General features: G+C 69.1%; 9 protein-coding genes and 3 pseudogenes. 7 read left to right on the top strand and 5 right to left on the bottom strand.

Going from position 1 to position 16,946, the window contains the following annotated elements; genetic code table 11:
- Positions 1–128 precede the first annotated feature (128 nt).
- The 5 genes and pseudogenes from LNW71_RS11785 to tuf all read left to right on the top strand — a co-directional run bounded on the left by LNW71_RS11785 (position 129) and on the right by tuf (position 8,829).
- Positions 129–4,028, top strand: coding sequence for a DNA-directed RNA polymerase subunit beta' (locus LNW71_RS11785; RefSeq protein ID WP_250968198.1), 3,900 nt, complete (start codon positions 129–131; stop codon positions 4,026–4,028).
- Positions 4,029–4,462: 434 nt separating this feature from the next.
- On the top strand, positions 4,463–4,834 hold the full coding sequence (rpsL, locus tag LNW71_RS11780) for a 30S ribosomal protein S12 (protein ID WP_003948652.1): 372 nt from the start codon (positions 4,463–4,465) through the stop codon (positions 4,832–4,834).
- A 2-nt stretch (positions 4,835–4,836) separates the two neighbouring features.
- On the top strand, positions 4,837–5,307 hold the full coding sequence (rpsG, locus tag LNW71_RS11775; protein ID WP_014047773.1) for a 30S ribosomal protein S7: 471 nt from the start codon (positions 4,837–4,839) through the stop codon (positions 5,305–5,307).
- A gap of 38 nt (positions 5,308–5,345) precedes the next feature.
- A pseudogene (fusA, locus tag LNW71_RS11770) lies at positions 5,346–7,474 on the top strand (elongation factor G).
- A gap of 161 nt (positions 7,475–7,635) precedes the next feature.
- The gene (gene tuf / locus LNW71_RS11765) at positions 7,636–8,829 is read left to right on the top strand and encodes an elongation factor Tu (RefSeq protein ID WP_250968197.1); all 1,194 of its coding nucleotides are present in this window, start codon (positions 7,636–7,638) and stop codon (positions 8,827–8,829) included.
- Positions 8,830–8,933: 104 nt separating this feature from the next.
- On the opposite strand, the pseudogene LNW71_RS11760 reads toward tuf, so the two are convergent.
- The 3 genes and pseudogenes from LNW71_RS11760 to LNW71_RS11750 all read right to left on the bottom strand — a co-directional run bounded on the left by LNW71_RS11760 (position 8,934) and on the right by LNW71_RS11750 (position 11,079).
- A pseudogene (locus LNW71_RS11760) lies at positions 8,934–9,403 on the bottom strand (GNAT family N-acetyltransferase).
- Positions 9,404–9,446: 43 nt separating this feature from the next.
- On the bottom strand, positions 9,447–10,034 hold the full coding sequence (locus LNW71_RS11755; protein WP_250968196.1) for a Uma2 family endonuclease: 588 nt from the start codon (positions 10,032–10,034) through the stop codon (positions 9,447–9,449).
- Between the two features lie 49 nt (positions 10,035–10,083).
- Complete coding sequence (locus tag LNW71_RS11750) at positions 10,084–11,079, bottom strand: helix-turn-helix domain-containing protein (RefSeq protein WP_250968195.1); 996 nt, start codon at positions 11,077–11,079, stop codon at positions 10,084–10,086.
- A gap of 417 nt (positions 11,080–11,496) precedes the next feature.
- On the opposite strand from LNW71_RS11750, the gene LNW71_RS11745 reads away from it, so the two are divergent.
- Both LNW71_RS11745 and LNW71_RS11740 read left to right on the top strand, forming a co-directional pair.
- Positions 11,497–12,375: a helix-turn-helix transcriptional regulator gene (locus LNW71_RS11745; protein ID WP_250968194.1), complete on the top strand. Its 879-nt coding sequence runs from the start codon at positions 11,497–11,499 to the stop codon at positions 12,373–12,375.
- Positions 12,372–12,581, top strand: a complete 210-nt coding sequence (locus LNW71_RS11740; protein WP_250968193.1) for a DUF397 domain-containing protein — start codon at positions 12,372–12,374, stop codon at positions 12,579–12,581. The genes LNW71_RS11745 and LNW71_RS11740 overlap by 4 nt, the downstream gene beginning before the upstream one ends.
- 47 nt (positions 12,582–12,628) lie before the next feature.
- Here LNW71_RS11740 and LNW71_RS11735 read toward each other — a convergent pair.
- Positions 12,629–14,903 (bottom strand): annotated as a pseudogene (locus tag LNW71_RS11735) (poly(A) polymerase).
- Entirely contained in the window at positions 14,903–16,573 is a 1,671-nt protein-coding gene (locus tag LNW71_RS11730; protein WP_250968192.1) for an RNA ligase family protein, read from the bottom strand. The pseudogene LNW71_RS11735 and the gene LNW71_RS11730 overlap by 1 nt, the downstream one beginning before the upstream one ends.
- Positions 16,574–16,946 lie beyond the last annotated feature (373 nt).

Raw genomic sequence — 16,946 nt, 5'->3', positions numbered from 1 at the left:
GGGTTGGCCGGCCGGATCCCTGTGATCCGGCCGGCTCTCCCCGGACCCGTTCAGACCATTGCTGAAGTGCCCCGATTTCTCGCGTGAAGCGAGGGGGCTCGAACCCCCGAAAGAGGGATTGACGACAAGTGCTCGACGTCAACTTCTTCGACGAGCTGCGGATCGGCCTTGCCACCGCGGACGACATCCGGACCTGGTCCCACGGCGAAGTGAAGAAGCCGGAGACCATCAACTACCGCACGCTCAAGCCCGAAAAGGACGGACTCTTCTGCGAGAAGATCTTCGGTCCGACCCGGGACTGGGAGTGCTACTGCGGCAAGTACAAGCGTGTCCGATTCAAGGGCATCATCTGTGAGCGCTGTGGCGTCGAGGTAACTCGCGCCAAGGTGCGCCGTGAGCGCATGGGCCACATCGAGCTTGCCGCTCCCGTCACCCACATCTGGTACTTCAAGGGCGTCCCGTCGCGACTGGGCTACCTGCTGGACCTCGCGCCGAAGGACCTCGAGAAGGTCATCTACTTCGCCGCGTACATGATCACGTTCGTCGACGAGGAGCGCCGTACCCGCGACCTCCCGTCGCTGGAGGCGCACGTCTCCGTCGAGCGCCAGCAGGTCGAGAACCGTCGTGACTCGGACCTCGAGAACCGCGCCAAGAAGCTCGAGACCGACCTCGGCGAGCTCGAGGCCGAGGGCGCCAAGGCCGACGTGCGCCGCAAGGTGCGCGAAGGTGCCGAGCGCGAGATGAAGCAGCTGCGCGACCGTGCGCAGCGCGAGATCGACCGCCTCGACGAGGTGTGGAGCCGCTTCAAGAACCTCAAGGTCCAGGACCTCGAGGGCGACGAGCTGCTCTACCGCGAGCTGCGTGACCGCTTCGGCACGTACTTCGACGGCTGCATGGGTGCCGCTGCTCTGCAGAAGCGCCTCGAGTCGTTCGACCTCGACGAGGAGGCCGAGCGCCTCCGCGAGATCATCCGTACCGGCAAGGGCCAGAAGAAGACCCGTGCGCTCAAGCGCCTCAAGGTCGTCTCCGCGTTCCTGCAGACCAGCAACAAGCCCAAGGGCATGGTGCTCGACTGCGTGCCGGTCATCCCGCCGGACCTGCGTCCGATGGTGCAGCTGGACGGTGGCCGCTTCGCGACCTCCGACCTGAACGACCTGTACCGCCGCGTGATCAACCGCAACAACCGCCTCAAGCGTCTCCTTGACCTCGGTGCCCCCGAGATCATCGTGAACAACGAGAAGCGGATGCTGCAGGAGGCCGTCGACGCGCTGTTCGACAACGGCCGCCGCGGTCGCCCGGTCACCGGTCCCGGTAACCGCCCGCTCAAGTCCCTCAGCGACATGCTGAAGGGCAAGCAGGGTCGATTCCGTCAGAACCTTCTCGGCAAGCGTGTGGACTACTCCGCGCGTTCCGTGATCGTCGTCGGCCCGCAGCTCAAGCTGCACCAGTGCGGTCTGCCGAAGGCCATGGCGCTGGAGCTCTTCAAGCCGTTCGTGATGAAGCGCCTGGTGGACCTGAACCACGCGCAGAACATCAAGTCGGCCAAGCGCATGGTCGAGCGTGGCCGCACCGTCGTGTACGACGTCCTCGAAGAGGTCATCGCCGAGCACCCGGTGCTGCTGAACCGTGCACCCACCCTGCACCGCCTGGGCATCCAGGCCTTCGAGCCGCAGCTGGTCGAGGGCAAGGCCATCCAGATCCACCCGCTCGTCTGCACCGCGTTCAACGCGGACTTCGACGGTGACCAGATGGCCGTGCACCTGCCGCTCTCCGCGGAGGCGCAGGCCGAGGCCCGCATCCTGATGCTGTCCTCGAACAACATCCTGAAGCCGGCCGACGGTCGTCCCGTCACCATGCCGACCCAGGACATGGTGCTGGGTCTGTTCTTCCTGACCACCGACGGCGAGCTCCGTGACACCAAGGGCGAGGGCCGCGCGTTCGGCTCCACGGCCGAGGCGATCATGGCGTTCGACGCCGGCGAGCTGGCGCTCCAGTCGCCCGTCGACATCCGCTTCCCGGTGGGCACCATCCCGCCGCGTGGCTGGGTGCCGCCGGTCGCCGAGGAGGGCGAGCCCGAGTACCAGCCGGGTGACACTTTCCGGCTGCGCACCAGCCTGGGCCGCGCGCTCTTCAACGAGCTGCTGCCCGAGGACTACCCGTTCGTCGACTACTCGGTCGGCAAGAAGCAGCTCTCCGAGATCGTCAACGACCTCGCCGAGCGCTACCCCAAGGTCATCGTGGCGGCGACGCTCGACAACCTGAAGGCGGCGGGCTTCCACTGGGCCACCCGTTCCGGCGTCACCGTCGCCGTTTCGGACATCGTCGTGCCCGAGGCCAAGAAGGCCATCGTCAAGGGCTACGAGGACCAGGACGAGAAGGTCCAGAAGCAGTACGAGCGCGGTCTGATCACCAAGGACGAGCGCACGCAGGAGCTCATCGCGATCTGGACCAAGGCGACCAACGAGGTTGCCGAGGCGATGAACGCGAACTTCCCCAAGACGAACCCCATCTTCATGATGGTTGACTCGGGTGCCCGAGGAAACATGATGCAGATGCGTCAGATCGCCGGTATGCGTGGTCTGGTGTCCAACGCCAAGAACGAGACGATTCCTCGTCCCATCAAGGCGTCCTTCCGTGAGGGCCTCACCGTCCTGGAGTACTTCATCTCCACGCACGGTGCCCGTAAGGGTCTGGCGGACACCGCCCTGCGTACCGCCGACTCGGGTTACCTGACCCGTCGTCTGGTGGACGTCTCGCAGGACGTGATCATTCGCGAGGAGGACTGCGGCACAGACCGCGGCCTCAAGCTGAAGATCGCGGTCAAGGGCGCCGACGGCGTGCTCCGCAAGACGGAGGACGTCGAGACCTCGGTCTACGCCCGCATGCTCGCCGAGGACGTCGTCATCGACGGCAAGGTCATCGCGCCTGCCAACGTCGACCTCGGTGACGTCCTGATCGACGCCCTGGTGGGCGCCGGCGTCGAGGAGGTCAAGACCCGCTCGGTCCTGACCTGTGAGTCCGCGGTCGGCACCTGTGCCTTCTGCTACGGACGCTCGCTCGCCACCGGCAAGCTGGTCGACATCGGTGAGGCGGTCGGCATCATCGCCGCCCAGTCCATCGGTGAGCCCGGTACCCAGCTGACGATGCGTACCTTCCACACCGGTGGTGTGGCCGGTGACGACATCACCCAGGGTCTGCCCCGAGTCGTCGAGCTCTTCGAAGCCCGTACGCCCAAGGGTGTCGCCCCGATCTCGGAGTCCGCAGGCCGGGTCCGGATCGAGGAGACCGAGAAGACCAAGAAGCTCGTCGTCACCCCGGACGACGGGAGCGACGAGATCCCCTTCCCGATCTCCAAGCGCGCCCGTCTGCTGGTCGGCGAGGGCGACCGCGTCGAGGTGGGCCAGAAGCTCACCGTGGGTGCCACCAACCCGCACGACGTGCTGCGGATCCTCGGTCAGCGCGCGGTCCAGGTCCACCTGGTCGGCGAGGTCCAGAAGGTCTACAACTCGCAGGGTGTGTCGATCCACGACAAGCACATCGAGATCATCATCCGGCAGATGCTGCGCCGTGTGACGATCATCGAGTCCGGCGACGCGGAGCTGCTGCCGGGCGAGCTCGTCGAGCGCTCGAAGTTCGAGACCGAGAACCGTCGTGTGGTCCAGGAGAGCGGTCACCCCGCCTCCGGCCGACCGCAGCTGATGGGTATCACCAAGGCCTCGCTGGCGACGGAGTCGTGGCTGTCCGCGGCTTCCTTCCAGGAGACGACCAGGGTCCTGACGGACGCGGCGATCAACGCCAAGTCCGACTCCCTGATCGGCCTCAAGGAGAACGTCATCATCGGTAAGCTCATCCCGGCCGGTACGGGTCTGTCCCGCTACCGCAACATCCGGGTCGAGCCGACCGAGGAGGCCAAGGCCGCGATGTACTCGGCCGTCGGCTACGACGACATCGACTACTCGCCGTTCGGCACCGGCTCCGGCCAGGCCGTCCCGCTGGAGGACTACGACTACGGTCCGTACAACCAGTAAGCGAGTCGCTTGATACGACCGGAGGGCGGTCATCCCGTACATGGGGTGGCCGCCCTCCGGCGTGCGATGCGTCACTCCGGCCGGGTGAGGCGTACGGTGGTGAAGCACCGCCTGAGGGCGCTGAGAGCCCTGTACGGGGCTCCGAGGCATCCCGTACGGGTCAGGACAAGCCGGGCGCCGGGCCCGGCGTGTCGCGGCGGACAGCATTTGTTTTGACCGGAGTCGATGAGGTAGGTACGCTCAGACCTTGTGCCTGGGGTGTGCCTGGGCTCGTGTGCGTGTCCTCAACCGCACGGCGAGTCCGTCTTTGGCCACCGTGATCTGCGCTTCCACCGCTTCAGGGCAGTGGCCCGCAGCATTCGACACACCCGACCGCGTGGGTCGGCGATGTTCCAGGTTAGTTTCACCGACGGCACACAGAAACCGGAGAAGTAGTGCCTACGATTCAGCAGCTGGTCCGGAAGGGCCGGCAGGACAAGGTCGAGAAGAACAAGACGCCCGCGCTCGAGGGTTCTCCCCAGCGCCGCGGCGTCTGCACGCGTGTGTTCACGACCACCCCGAAGAAGCCGAACTCCGCGCTCCGGAAGGTCGCACGTGTGCGCCTGACTTCCGGCATCGAGGTCACGGCCTACATCCCGGGTGAGGGACACAACCTGCAGGAGCACTCCATCGTGCTCGTGCGTGGTGGCCGTGTGAAGGACCTGCCGGGTGTTCGTTACAAGATCATCCGCGGCTCCCTTGACACCCAGGGTGTCAAGAACCGCAAGCAGGCCCGCAGCCGCTACGGCGCCAAGAAGGAGAAGTAAGAATGCCTCGTAAGGGCCCCGCCCCGAAGCGCCCGGTCATCATTGACCCGGTCTATGGTTCTCCTCTTGTCACCTCGCTGATCAACAAGATCCTGCTCAACGGCAAGCGTTCCACCGCCGAGCGGATCGTGTACGGCGCCATGGAAGGCCTCCGCGAGAAGACCGGCGCTGACCCGGTCATCACGCTGAAGCGCGCGCTTGAGAACGTCAAGCCCTCGCTCGAGGTCAAGTCCCGCCGTGTCGGTGGCGCCACCTACCAGGTGCCGATCGAGGTCAAGCCCGGTCGTGCCGCCACCCTCGCGCTGCGCTGGGTCGTCGGTTACTCCCGTGCCCGTCGTGAGAAGACGATGACCGAGCGGCTCATGAACGAGCTGCTCGACGCCTCCAACGGTCTTGGCGCTGCTGTCAAGAAGCGCGAGGACACCCACAAGATGGCCGAGTCGAACAAGGCCTTCGCGCACTACCGCTGGTAGTCGCTCACCCCATCGAGACCGAGAGAAGATTGAGCCTTATGGCCACCACTTCGCTTGACCTGGCCAAGGTCCGCAACATCGGGATCATGGCCCACATCGACGCGGGGAAGACGACCACCACCGAGCGGATCCTCTTCTACACCGGTGTGAGCTACAAGATCGGTGAAGTCCACGACGGCGCAGCCACGATGGACTGGATGGAGCAGGAGCAGGAGCGCGGCATCACGATCACGTCGGCCGCGACGACCTGTCACTGGCCGCTCAATGATGTTGACCACACCATCAACATCATCGACACCCCGGGTCACGTCGACTTCACCGTCGAGGTGGAGCGTTCGCTCCGCGTCCTCGACGGTGCCGTCACCGTGTTCGACGGTGTGGCCGGCGTCGAGCCGCAGTCCGAGACCGTCTGGCGTCAGGCGGACCGCTACGGCGTTCCGCGTATCTGCTTCGTCAACAAGCTCGACCGCACCGGCGCCGAGTTCCACCGTTGTGTCGACATGATCGTCGACCGCCTTGGTGCGGTCCCGCTCGTCATGCAGCTCCCCATCGGCGCCGAGGCCGACTTCAAGGGCGTCGTCGACCTCGTGTCGATGAAGGCCTTCGTGTGGCCCGAAGAGGCCGTCAAGGGCGAGATGTACGACACCGTCGACATCCCGGACACCCACATCGAGGCTGCCGAGGAATGGCGCGGCAAGCTCCTTGAGGCCGTCTCCGAGAACGACGACGAGATGATGGAGCTGTACCTGGAGGGCGTCGAGCCCACCCAGGACCAGCTGCACGAGGCGATCCGTCGGATCACCCTCGCGTCGAAGGGGACCGCCGACTCCGTCACGGTCACCCCGGTGTTCTGTGGCACCGCGTTCAAGAACAAGGGCGTTCAGCCCCTGCTCGACGCGGTCGTCCGCTACCTGCCTTCCCCCTGGACGTCGAGGCCATCGAAGGCCACGACGTCAAGGACCCCGAGGTCGTCATCAAGCGCCGGCCCTCGGACGACGAGCCGTTCTCCGGTCTCGCGTTCAAGATCGCCAGCGACCCGCACCTCGGCAAGCTCACCTTCGTCCGGATCTACTCCGGTCGCCTCGAGGCCGGCACCGCGGTGCTGAACTCGGTCAAGGGCAAGAAGGAGCGCATCGGCAAGATCTACCGCATGCACGCGAACAAGCGTGAGGAGATCGCGTCGGTGGGCGCCGGTGACATCATCGCCGTCATGGGCCTGAAGCAGACCACCACCGGTGAGACGCTGTGTGACGACAAGAAGCCGGTCATCCTGGAGTCCATGGACTTCCCGGCGCCGGTCATTCAGGTCGCCATCGAGCCCAAGTCCAAGGGTGACCAGGAGAAGCTGGGTGTAGCCATCCAGCGCCTCTCCGAGGAGGACCCGTCCTTCCAGGTGCACTCCGACGAGGAGACCGGCCAGACCATCATCGGTGGTATGGGCGAGCTTCACCTCGAGGTGCTCGTCGACCGCATGAAGCGCGAGTTCCGCGTCGAGGCGAACGTCGGCAAGCCGCAGGTCGCGTACCGCGAGACGATCCGCAAGACCGTCGAGCGTATCGACTACACGCACAAGAAGCAGACTGGTGGTACCGGCCAGTTCGCGAAGGTGCAGATCGCCCTTGAGCCCATCGAGGGTGGCGACGCCTCCTACGAGTTCGTCAACAAGGTCACCGGTGGCCGCATCCCCCGTGAGTACATCCCCTCGGTGGACGCGGGTGCTCAGGAAGCCATGCAGTTCGGCATCCTGGCCGGTTACGAGATGGTCGGCGTCCGCGTCACCCTTCTCGACGGTGGTTACCACGAGGTCGACTCCTCGGAGCTCGCCTTCAAGATCGCCGGTTCGCAGGCGTTCAAGGAGGGTGCCCGCAAGGCGTCCCCCGTGCTCCTTGAGCCGATGATGGCCGTCGAGGTCACCACGCCCGAGGACTACATGGGCGATGTCATCGGCGACCTCAACTCCCGCCGTGGCCAGATCCAGGCCATGGAGGAGCGCAGCGGCGCTCGCGTCGTGAAGGGCCTCGTGCCCCTCTCGGAGATGTTCGGCTACGTCGGAGACCTCCGCAGCAAGACCTCGGGTCGCGCAAGCTACTCGATGCAGTTCGACTCCTACGCCGAGGTTCCGCGGAACGTCGCCGAGGAGATCATCGCGAAGGCCAAGGGCGAGTAACTCTCCCGAGCTCACGCTTTAGGCTTGTCACCGGAGCCCGGTGGGGCATTTGACGCAGCGCGCAAGCAATGCGCCGAATGCCCCCGGGCCCCGGCATCCCAGCAAAGATCACCTGGCGCCGATGAAGCAAGGCGTACAGAACCACTCCGCAGGAGGACCCAGTGGCGAAGGCAAAGTTCGAGCGGACTAAGCCGCACGTCAACATCGGCACCATCGGTCACATCGACCACGGTAAGACGACCCTCACGGCCGCCATTACCAAGGTGCTGCACGACGCGTACCCGGACCTGAACGAGGCCTCGGCCTTCGACCAGATCGACAAGGCTCCTGAGGAGCGCCAGCGCGGTATCACCATCTCGATCGCGCACGTCGAGTACCAGACGGAGTCGCGTCACTACGCGCACGTCGACTGCCCGGGTCACGCCGACTACATCAAGAACATGATCACGGGTGCGGCGCAGATGGACGGCGCCATCCTCGTCGTCGCCGCGACCGACGGCCCGATGCCGCAGACCAAGGAGCACGTGCTCCTGGCCCGCCAGGTCGGCGTTCCGTACATCGTCGTCGCGCTGAACAAGGCCGACATGGTGGACGACGAGGAGATCCTGGAGCTCGTCGAGCTCGAGGTTCGTGAGCTCCTCTCCGAGTACGAGTTCCCGGGCGACGACCTTCCGGTCGTCAAGGTCTCGGCGCTCAAGGCTCTTGAGGGTGACAAGGAGTGGGGCCAGACCGTCCTCGACCTGATGAAGGCCGTCGACGAGTCCATCCCGCAGCCCGAGCGTGACGTCGAGAAGCCGTTCCTCATGCCGATCGAGGACGTCTTCACGATCACCGGTCGTGGCACCGTCGTCACCGGTCGTATCGAGCGTGGTGTCCTGAAGGTCAACGAGACCGTCGACATCGTCGGTATCAAGACCGAGAAGACCACCACCACGGTCACCGGCATCGAGATGTTCCGCAAGCTGCTCGACGAGGGCCAGGCCGGTGAGAACGTCGGTCTGCTCCTCCGTGGCATCAAGCGCGAGGACGTCGAGCGCGGCCAGGTCATCATCAAGCCGGGTTCGGTCACGCCGCACACCGAGTTCCAGGCGCAGTCCTACATCCTGTCGAAGGACGAGGGTGGCCGTCACACCCCCTTCTTCAACAACTACCGCCCGCAGTTCTACTTCCGTACCACGGACGTTACGGGCGTTGTGACCCTCCCCGAGGGCACCGAGATGGTCATGCCGGGTGACAACACCCTCATGAACGTCGCGCTGATCCAGCCGGTCGCCATGGAAGAGGGCCTGAAGTTCGCCATCCGTGAGGGTGGCCGGACCGTGGGCGCCGGCCAGGTCACCAAGATCATCAAGTAATTACTTGATCGTCTGACCTGGTAGCTCCGCACAGAGCACCGAGAAGGGCCCCTCCCATCGCGCAAGCGGTGGGAGGGGGCCCTTCTTCTCGTTTCAGGTGGTGGCTACGGGACAGCCCTTAGGGGCGGCCGGCGCACCATGAACACGTCGACCGCGTCCTCGCGCTCCAGGGTGAACCCGTGCCGCTCGTACAGCCGCCGGGCCGAGCTGCCCTGGAGCACGTTGAGGCGGACGGGTACGCCTTCGCCGTCGGTACGGGCCAGCAGGGCGCCCAGTACGGCCGAGCCGATGCCCCGCCCTGGAGTTCCTCGTCGACGAAGAAGCTCTCCAGGCACCAGCCGTTTTCGAAGGGCCGCAGCGTGACACTGCCGCCGAAGCGGCCGTCGACGACGATCACCGAGGTGTGCTCGGGCAGGTAGGAGTCGCGCAGCCGCTGCCGCACCCGGTGCTCGTCGTAGCGGCCGAGGCGGACCAGGTCCGGGCGCATCACGACGGCCCGGAGCTCGGCCGTGGCCTCAAGGTCCGCGGGGGTGGCGGGGCGCAGGGACCACGCTTGAGTGGTACGTACAGGCATGACGGGAGTCTGCCAGAACCGGGATTCGGGCCCGGTGCCCGCGCTACGCGTAGCGGGGCAGGTCGGTTGTGGGGATCGTCCACTCGGCGATGGTGACGTCCTCGCCGTACACGAAGTCCTTGCGGGTGGCGTAGCGGGGACCCTGCGGCGTCGGGTGGATGTCGGACAGGACGGCGCCCGTGCCCGAGCGTGGGTCGAAGATGGCGTAGACGGGGATGCCGAGGAGCGGGTAATCACGCACCTTGCTCACCCAGTCGTTGTCCGGGTTGGACTGGGACACGACCTCGACGGCGGCGATGAGTGTGCGGGGATCGAAGGACCCCTGCCCCTCCATGTCGGCCTCGGCGATCACCATGACGTCCGGGTGGCGCAGGATGCCCGCCGGTTCCTCCTCGACGTCCGGGGTTCCCGTGTGCGCCACGATCTCGTCCGGCATCAGTTTCTCCAGGCGACGGCTCACCCGGGCCGTGGTCAGCTCGTGGGGACGCCCCGGGGCCGTCATGTCGTGCACGATCCCTTCCCCGGTGATCTCAAGCTTGCCGGGAACGCTGTCCTGCATCTGCGCCACGATCTCGCGCATGGCCCGGTAACGGGCCGAGTTCCGCCCTGTGTCGTCTGGGGCGAAGGCCATCGCGCGCGCTCCTCGTCTGTGCCCGGAGGCAAGGGTCGTCACGTTCATGCTAGGCGGCCTCCAGAAGATCGGTTCGGCAGTCGCGGCAGTGTCCGGGGGCGGTGGCGCGGAAGGCGCGTTCGCAGGTGTCGCAGTTCTGGAGCGGGATGACGACGATCTTGCGGCGCGGTGGTGGTGCCAGGGCTTCGGTGCCGGGCAGTGGTGGGGGCAGGCGGGTCGTGATCCGGTGCCGGAGCAGTCTCGCCGGGTGTTTCAGCGGGACGGGGAGGTCGGCGGTGAGGGCGTGGCGGATGGTGTCGGGGTGCGCGTCCCGTTCCAACCAGGCGGCGACGCCGGGGGTGAGGGTGCTGATGTCTCCCTCGGAGAGGGTGAGTTGGGGCGCATGGCGGCGGAGGTCGGCGAGGAGAGCGGCGGCCGTGCGGTGGAGGGGCGGGGTGGGTGCGTATGGCTGGGGGAGTGGCGGGGGTGTTGCTCTGGGGGCCGTGGGCGTCGGTACGGGTGAGGGTTCAGGTGCCGTGGGTTCCGGTGCCGGGGTGGGCTCGGGCGCGAGGGCCTGAGCGGTTGGAGCGCGCGTCGGCGTCGGCGCCGGTTTGGCGGGTGGCGCGGTTGTCGGCCTACTGCGGCGGTGCTGGGGCCGGGGCTTTGCCGTGGTGGTCGTCGATGCGTCGGTGCCGGGCTGGTTGTACGAGACCGTGCGGGTGACGACCCGGCCGTCCGGGAGGCGTACGCGACTGCGGTGCAGGTAGCCCGTGGCCTCCAGTTCGCGCAGTGCGGCCGCGATGCGGGCTTCGCTCTCTGGGAAGCGGGCGGTGAGGGTCTTGATGCCGACCTTCGCCCCGGTGGGCAGCGACTGGATGTGCGCGGCCAGCCCGATCGCGACGAGGGAGAGGTCGCGGTGCTGGGCGAGGTGGTTGCCGATGACCGTGAAGCCGGAGGTGTGGCGGGCGTTGACGTGGATGACACCGGATGTCGGTGTGGCGTCAGGCGGGGAGCCGGGGGAGCCGGGCTGGGCGCACGGGGGCGCGGTAATCTGCGGGGTATCCATCAGGAAGCTGTTCTCTTCCTCGTGGTCAGGCCCCCGGTGGAGATTTGCCGTCTCGCCGGGGGCCGTCTCCTGTCTGTGGTTGTCGCGGCGAGCATATGCCAGCCAACCCGCCTCAAATCCAGCCCAGTTGTCGTAATTCACCCGCGCGAGTGACGCAGGTCAGGACGGGTCGGGTGGGGTCGGGTTAGGTAATTTCCCCAGGTTCTTTAAAGGCCTTCAGACGTCGTGGGCCGCCGCGTCGCGGCTCACCGGGTCGTGGCCGAGAGGGCCGCGGGCGCCCGCGACCCGGTGACCGAGCCGTCGCGCGCGGTCACTTGTCCCGGGCTTGTCCAGTGCTGTCCTGGCTGTCCGGAGTGACGTGCGGGGAACGGGGGCGGTTGAGGAAGTACGGGCACGCACGTCGGAAGTGGGGCACGGATGAGTGTGGACGGGGTCGGTACGGAGCAGGGTGACGGCGGGGCGGACGAGCCCGGCTGGGATGTCGATCCTGATGACGAGTCGGGGGTTGCGGTGGTGGCTGCGGTGGGCCGCCAGATCAAGGCGTGGCGGGAGGCGGCCGGGATGCGGGCCGGCGAGTTCGGGGCCGCGATCGGTTACGGGGAGGACCTGGTCTACAAGGTCGAGGGCGGGCGGCGTATCCCTCGGCCCGAGTTCCTGGACAGGGCGGACGAGGTGCTCGGCGCGGGCGGCAAGCTGGCCGCGATGAAGCGGGATGTCGCGGAGGTGCGGTACCCGAAGAAGGTCCGGGACCTGGCAGGGGTGGAGGCGAGGGCGGTCGAGCTTGCGGCCTATGTGGCGCACGGCCTGCACGGTCTGTTGCAGACTCCGGGCCACGCGCGGGCGCTGTTCGAGGCTCGCCAGCCGCCGTACTCGCAGGATGAAGTGGGACGGATGGTGGCCGCGCGCATGGCCAGGCAGTCGATCTTCGGACGGACGCCCGCACCCGCTCTCAGTTTCGTGCAGGAGGAGTCGGCACTCAGGCGGCCGATCGGTGGCACACCGGAGTGGCGGCGACAGCTCGAAAGGCTCCTGGAGGTCGGTCAGTTGCGAAACGTGACGCTCCAGGTGATGCCCACGCACCGCGAGGCGCATCCGGGGATGGACGGCGACATCAACGTACTCAAGTTCAAGGACGGCACGGCAGTGGGGCGTTCGCACGGGGCGTTCAACGGGCGCCGGGTGACCGATGCGAAGCAACTCCGTATCCTTGAACTGCGGTACGGCATCATCCGGGCCGAGGCTCTCACGCCTCGGGAGACTCTGGCCCTCATCGACCAAGTGCTGGGAGAGACATGATCCGCAGGACTTCCGCGCAGGACGTTTCTGAGCCGGCCTGGTTCAAGAGCAGCTACAGCAGCAACGGCAACGAAGGCGACTGCGTCGAGGTTGCGACTGTCTCCGGCACGGTGCGCGTGCGCGACTCCAAGAACGCGCCAGGGCCGCAGCTCGCCTTCGGCGAGGACACGTGGACGGACTTCGTGGCCCACGCCACTGCTGAATAGCCAGCACTCACGCTTCCGCCCCGTCCCCGGCGATCGAAGCCGCCCCCTCAGCCCGCGAACGCCAAATCCCCGCCCGACCGGAGCGCGGGCAGGCCCACCGGGGTGAGTGAGGCGTCCCGGATGCCCCGCAGGATCTCCGCCCCGATCTCCGCCAGCCGCGGCCCGTCCGGCGGCGTCGCACCCAGGCCGATCGCGTAACCCGTGCGGCCGCCGACCGTGACCGGGCCCGGCCAGATGTGGGCGTCGGGTGCGCCCGCCTCGGTGAGGGTGGCGAGCAGGGCCAGGAGGCGGCCGCGCAGCCGGCCCTCGTCCGGGCCGGGGCCGACGGCGGCAAGGGCCCAGGCCGCATGGCGTTCGCGCAGCACAGGCGGTGCGCACAGCTGGGTGCGCACCGCGGTGTCGTCCCCCGCCGACTCCAGGATCTCCCAGGCGCGGAAGAGCTCGGCGCTGACGAGATCGCGGCCCGCGGGCGTGACCTGCGAGGTGCAGGAACGCACCGGGGCGGTCGGGGTCAGCACGGTGAGGGGGCGGGTGGCGGCCGTGTGATCTCCGGATTTGCCGTAGCCGCCCGAATCGGGAGCGGCCGCCCGGACCGGGCCCACGGGCTCGCGCCAGTCCCACGCCGCCCAGGTCGCGAAGAAGTGCCGGAGCAGTGCGAGCGGGGGCAGGTGGCCCGCCTCGTGCGCGGTGCGGGCCGCGAGGACGGTCCAGGCCAGTCCCGGCAGCCCGCCGCACGGGGCGGAGTCGATGCCCCGCGCCCGCGCCCACGCCTTGACGTCCCGGGCGAGCGCCGTGAAGGCGTCCCGGTGCGGCTCCGCCGCCGTGAGCACCGCGTCGGCGTCGCTCACCGCGCTCAGTGCGACGGCCGCCGCCTCGCCCAGCGCGGTGCGGCGGGAGACCGCGTCGGCGGGGGGGGAGCGCCCCGGTCGCCACGGTGACCAGGTCCACCCGGAGGCCGTCCACGCTCCACCGCAGGCCCGGCACCCGGGCGCCGGTGACCTCGCGGAACTCCCGCACCTCCGGCAGCGCGGCGGCCAGCCGTTGCCGCAGCAGGGCCGGGTCGGGCGGGCCGGGCACCGCCGCCACCAGGTCCAGGTCCGCATCGGGCAGCGCACACCCCGTCCGCCGGGAGCCGACGACATGGACCCGGGCGCCGGGGAGGGCTGCGGCGACCTGGTCCGCGAGGCGCCCGGCGGCGGCCAGGTCGACGTACGCGGTGGCCGGGGCTGCGGCGAGCTCGACCCGTACGCCGTAGTGGTCGGAGATGTACAGACCGTCCGGCGCGGGCACATCGCCGGTCAGGGCCGCTGTCCGGGCCCGCAGCCGGTCCGTGCGCAGCAGCACCCGGTCCAGCCGGGAGACGCGGCCCGCCAGGGAGGAGACGGCGGCCAGCGGGTTGGCGGACGGGTCGAAGGTCGGCGTCCGGTCGGCGGGGCCGTGCACCTCGTGCCACGCGTCCGTCATCGCCAGCCGTTCCTGCGGCCGGTCGCTGCCGTCGTTGAAATCGCCGACGAGCAGCAGCTCGCCCTCGACGCCGGCCAACACCGTTGCCAGGGACGTGAGTTCGGCGTCCCGACGGGCGGCGCATGCGGGGGAGTGGTCGCTGCTGAGATGGGTCACGGCCACCGTGACAGGGCCCCCGGCCGTCTCCACGACGGCCGCGGTCACCGCCTTGTGCGGGCCGAGGGAGTACAGACCCGCCTCGCGCACGGGGAGCCTGCTGAGCAGCAGCAGACCGCAGTCCGGCACGTCCCGGCCGGCCGGGTCGGTGGCGAGCGTGTACCGGCTGCGCACCCGGTCGGACCGCAGCAGCAGCTCCAGGAGCGCGGGTTCCACCTCCTGGAGCGCGATGACGTCCGCGTCCGCCGCACACAGGGCGTCGACGAGCAGGGGGCGGCGCCGGGCGGTGTCGATCCGGTCGCTGTCGTAGCGGTCCCAGAGGGTGTTCCAGGTGAGCACGGTCAGCGCGGCGGACGTCCCCGGCGACCCGGTGGGGGCCGGTTCCCAGGTGCCTGTCGCCGGGGAGAAGGCGTGCGGTGTGCGGGAGGTGAAGTACGGGGACGGCAGCCGGCGCGGGGTCCGGGCCCGGCCGGCCTCCGTCGCGTCGATCCGGTCGACGCCCGAGGAGCGGTCCCACACCGTCTCGCCGTCCGCCTCGAAGAACAGCACCCGGTGCCAGGGGATGTCCCCGCCGGGGGTGAACCGGTCCAGCGGCACGCGCTTGGGGTCGGTGCCGCGCTGGGCCACGCCCAGGACGAAGCGCGCCGGGTCGAACCGCGCGTCCCAACGGACCCGGTGGTAGATCTCCTCGCTCGTGCGCATCAGGCCCGGTCCTCCACGGTTCCGCTGGTGCCGATGTACCAGGTGCGGTGCGCCTGGCCGGGGTAGGGCGGCACGAACCGGCGCAGCTGGGCGGTCAGCACCTCCGGGGGCACCGGGTGGCTGCGCGTGCCGTTGCGTGCGGTCAGCTCGTCCTCGCCGACCCAGGCCACGGCATGGGTGACCAGCGCGTTGGCGCGGTGGGCGGCCGCGTGGACCAGGGAGCGCTGGTGCACGTTGAGCGAGGTGGCGTCCCAGACCACGGTGGCGCCGGGTACGAGCGCGGCCTCCAGCCGGCGCAGCCCCTCGCGCAGGACCTCCTGGTTGGCGCTCTGGTCGGCGCGTGAGCCGCGGGCCAGGCGCAGGTCGTCCAGGGAGATGTAGGTGTCGGTGCCCGGCAGCCCGCGGCCGAAGGTGCTCTTGCCGCTGCCCGAGGGGCCGACCAGGTGGACCAGGTGCGGGTAGTCACCGGACCGCCACCGCCAGGTCGCGGCGACCGCTTCCTCGGCCGTGCCGACGCGGCCCAGGGCGTACGCCTCGCGGGCCTGCGCCAGGCAGCGGTCGGCGGCGGCCGGCTCCAGGCCGGCGAAGCCCTCCCGCAGCCCGTCCGGTTCGCGCACCTCCTGGGCGTGCAGCTGCGACCACTCCACCTGTTCGCGGGCCCCGGGGCTGTCGGCCAGCCCGCCGGCCAGCGCGTGCAGCACCGGCAGACCGGCGGCGAGCGACATCCGGGCCAGGCCGCCGCGCCGGTCCTCGTCCGGGTACGGGCGGTGCAGCAGGGGGGCCAGCCCCACGAGATCCGCGGTCCGGCGGGCGAGCGGCATGCCGAGCGGCCCCGCCAGCGCGGGTGCGAGCCCGGCCCGCGGGGTGCGGTGCAGCAGGGCTGCCAGTGCGCCGGTCAGCCGGTCGTCGCCGGTCAGGCCGAGCGCGTCCAGCGCGTCGCCCGTCGCGAGGGCGGCCGACGCGTCGCCCGGCCCGGTCCCCACGGCGGCGGCGAGTGCGGCGGGGTCGACCGGGGCGCCCGAGCGCACGGCCCACAGGGCGGCGGACGGCCCGAGCGCGTTCTCGACGACGGCCGCGTGCATCCAGTGCGTGTCCGTGCGGACATGGCCGGGCCGCACCCACTTGGCCACCCGCCGCCCGAACGCGGCAGCCGGGAAGTCCTCGGCGGGACGTACGACGTAACCCTCCTGGCGGCCGGTGTCCAGCCGCAGCGCCCGCAGCGTCCGCTCCGCACGCCTGTCGAACACGCCGCGCCACAGCACCGGTGGCGTCGGAATGCCCAGGTCCCGCAGGAAGTCAACGGTCGGGTCCCAGCCGAGGCAGCGGTCCCCGTCCCAGACGGAGAAGCCGTAGAAGTGGCCCGCCAGGTCCTCGTACGGGATCGAATGGCGGGCGAACACGTTCTCGCCGCAGATCCGCCGGCCCGCCGGGATGCGGGGCCCGACGCGTCCCTGGAGCGCCTTCACCCACGCCCGGGAGGGGTGGTGCGCCGAGTCGAGCGAGCGGGCGTGCAGGCCGTCGGCGTACAGGGTGGTGTTCTCGCCGTCCAGCTTCTCGGTGACCACGACCTCCGTGCCGGTCAGTCCGGCGAGGTCGGCGAGGCGTACGTCGTCCGAGGTGGCCCCGGGTGACCAGGGAAGGTGCGGTGTCCGCGGATAGTGCGTACGCATGATGTCTGCCCCCGCTGACGATGCCGTGCCCGGCCGGTCACTTTAGGGGCGGCGGCGAGCGGCACACGACCGGATTTACCGGTGGGGGAGGGGGGTACGGTCCGCGGATGCGCGCCCGCGTTTGACCCTCGCACCCCGGGGGTAGGATCCTCGGCCCGATTGGCCAGGCTCACACCCGGTATGGCACACTGACCAGGTTGCTCGGTTGAGTGTCAATGCTGCGCGCCTCCCGCCGGGAGGACCGGAAGCGAGTCCCACAGTACTCGTCGGCCCCATGCGGGCCGGACGTACGGGAATCTTTCGGGAAGCGTATGTGTGGCACCGGCCAGGCACCCGGTGGGGTTCCTCCCCCGGCATCCGCGGTCTCAGGCCC

Source organism: Streptomyces sp. RKAG290, from assembly GCF_023701695.1.
Lineage (GTDB): Bacteria > Actinomycetota > Actinomycetes > Streptomycetales > Streptomycetaceae > Streptomyces.
The sequence above is the reverse complement of the archived record's forward strand: the minus strand, read 5'-3'. Positions and strand labels throughout refer to the sequence as shown.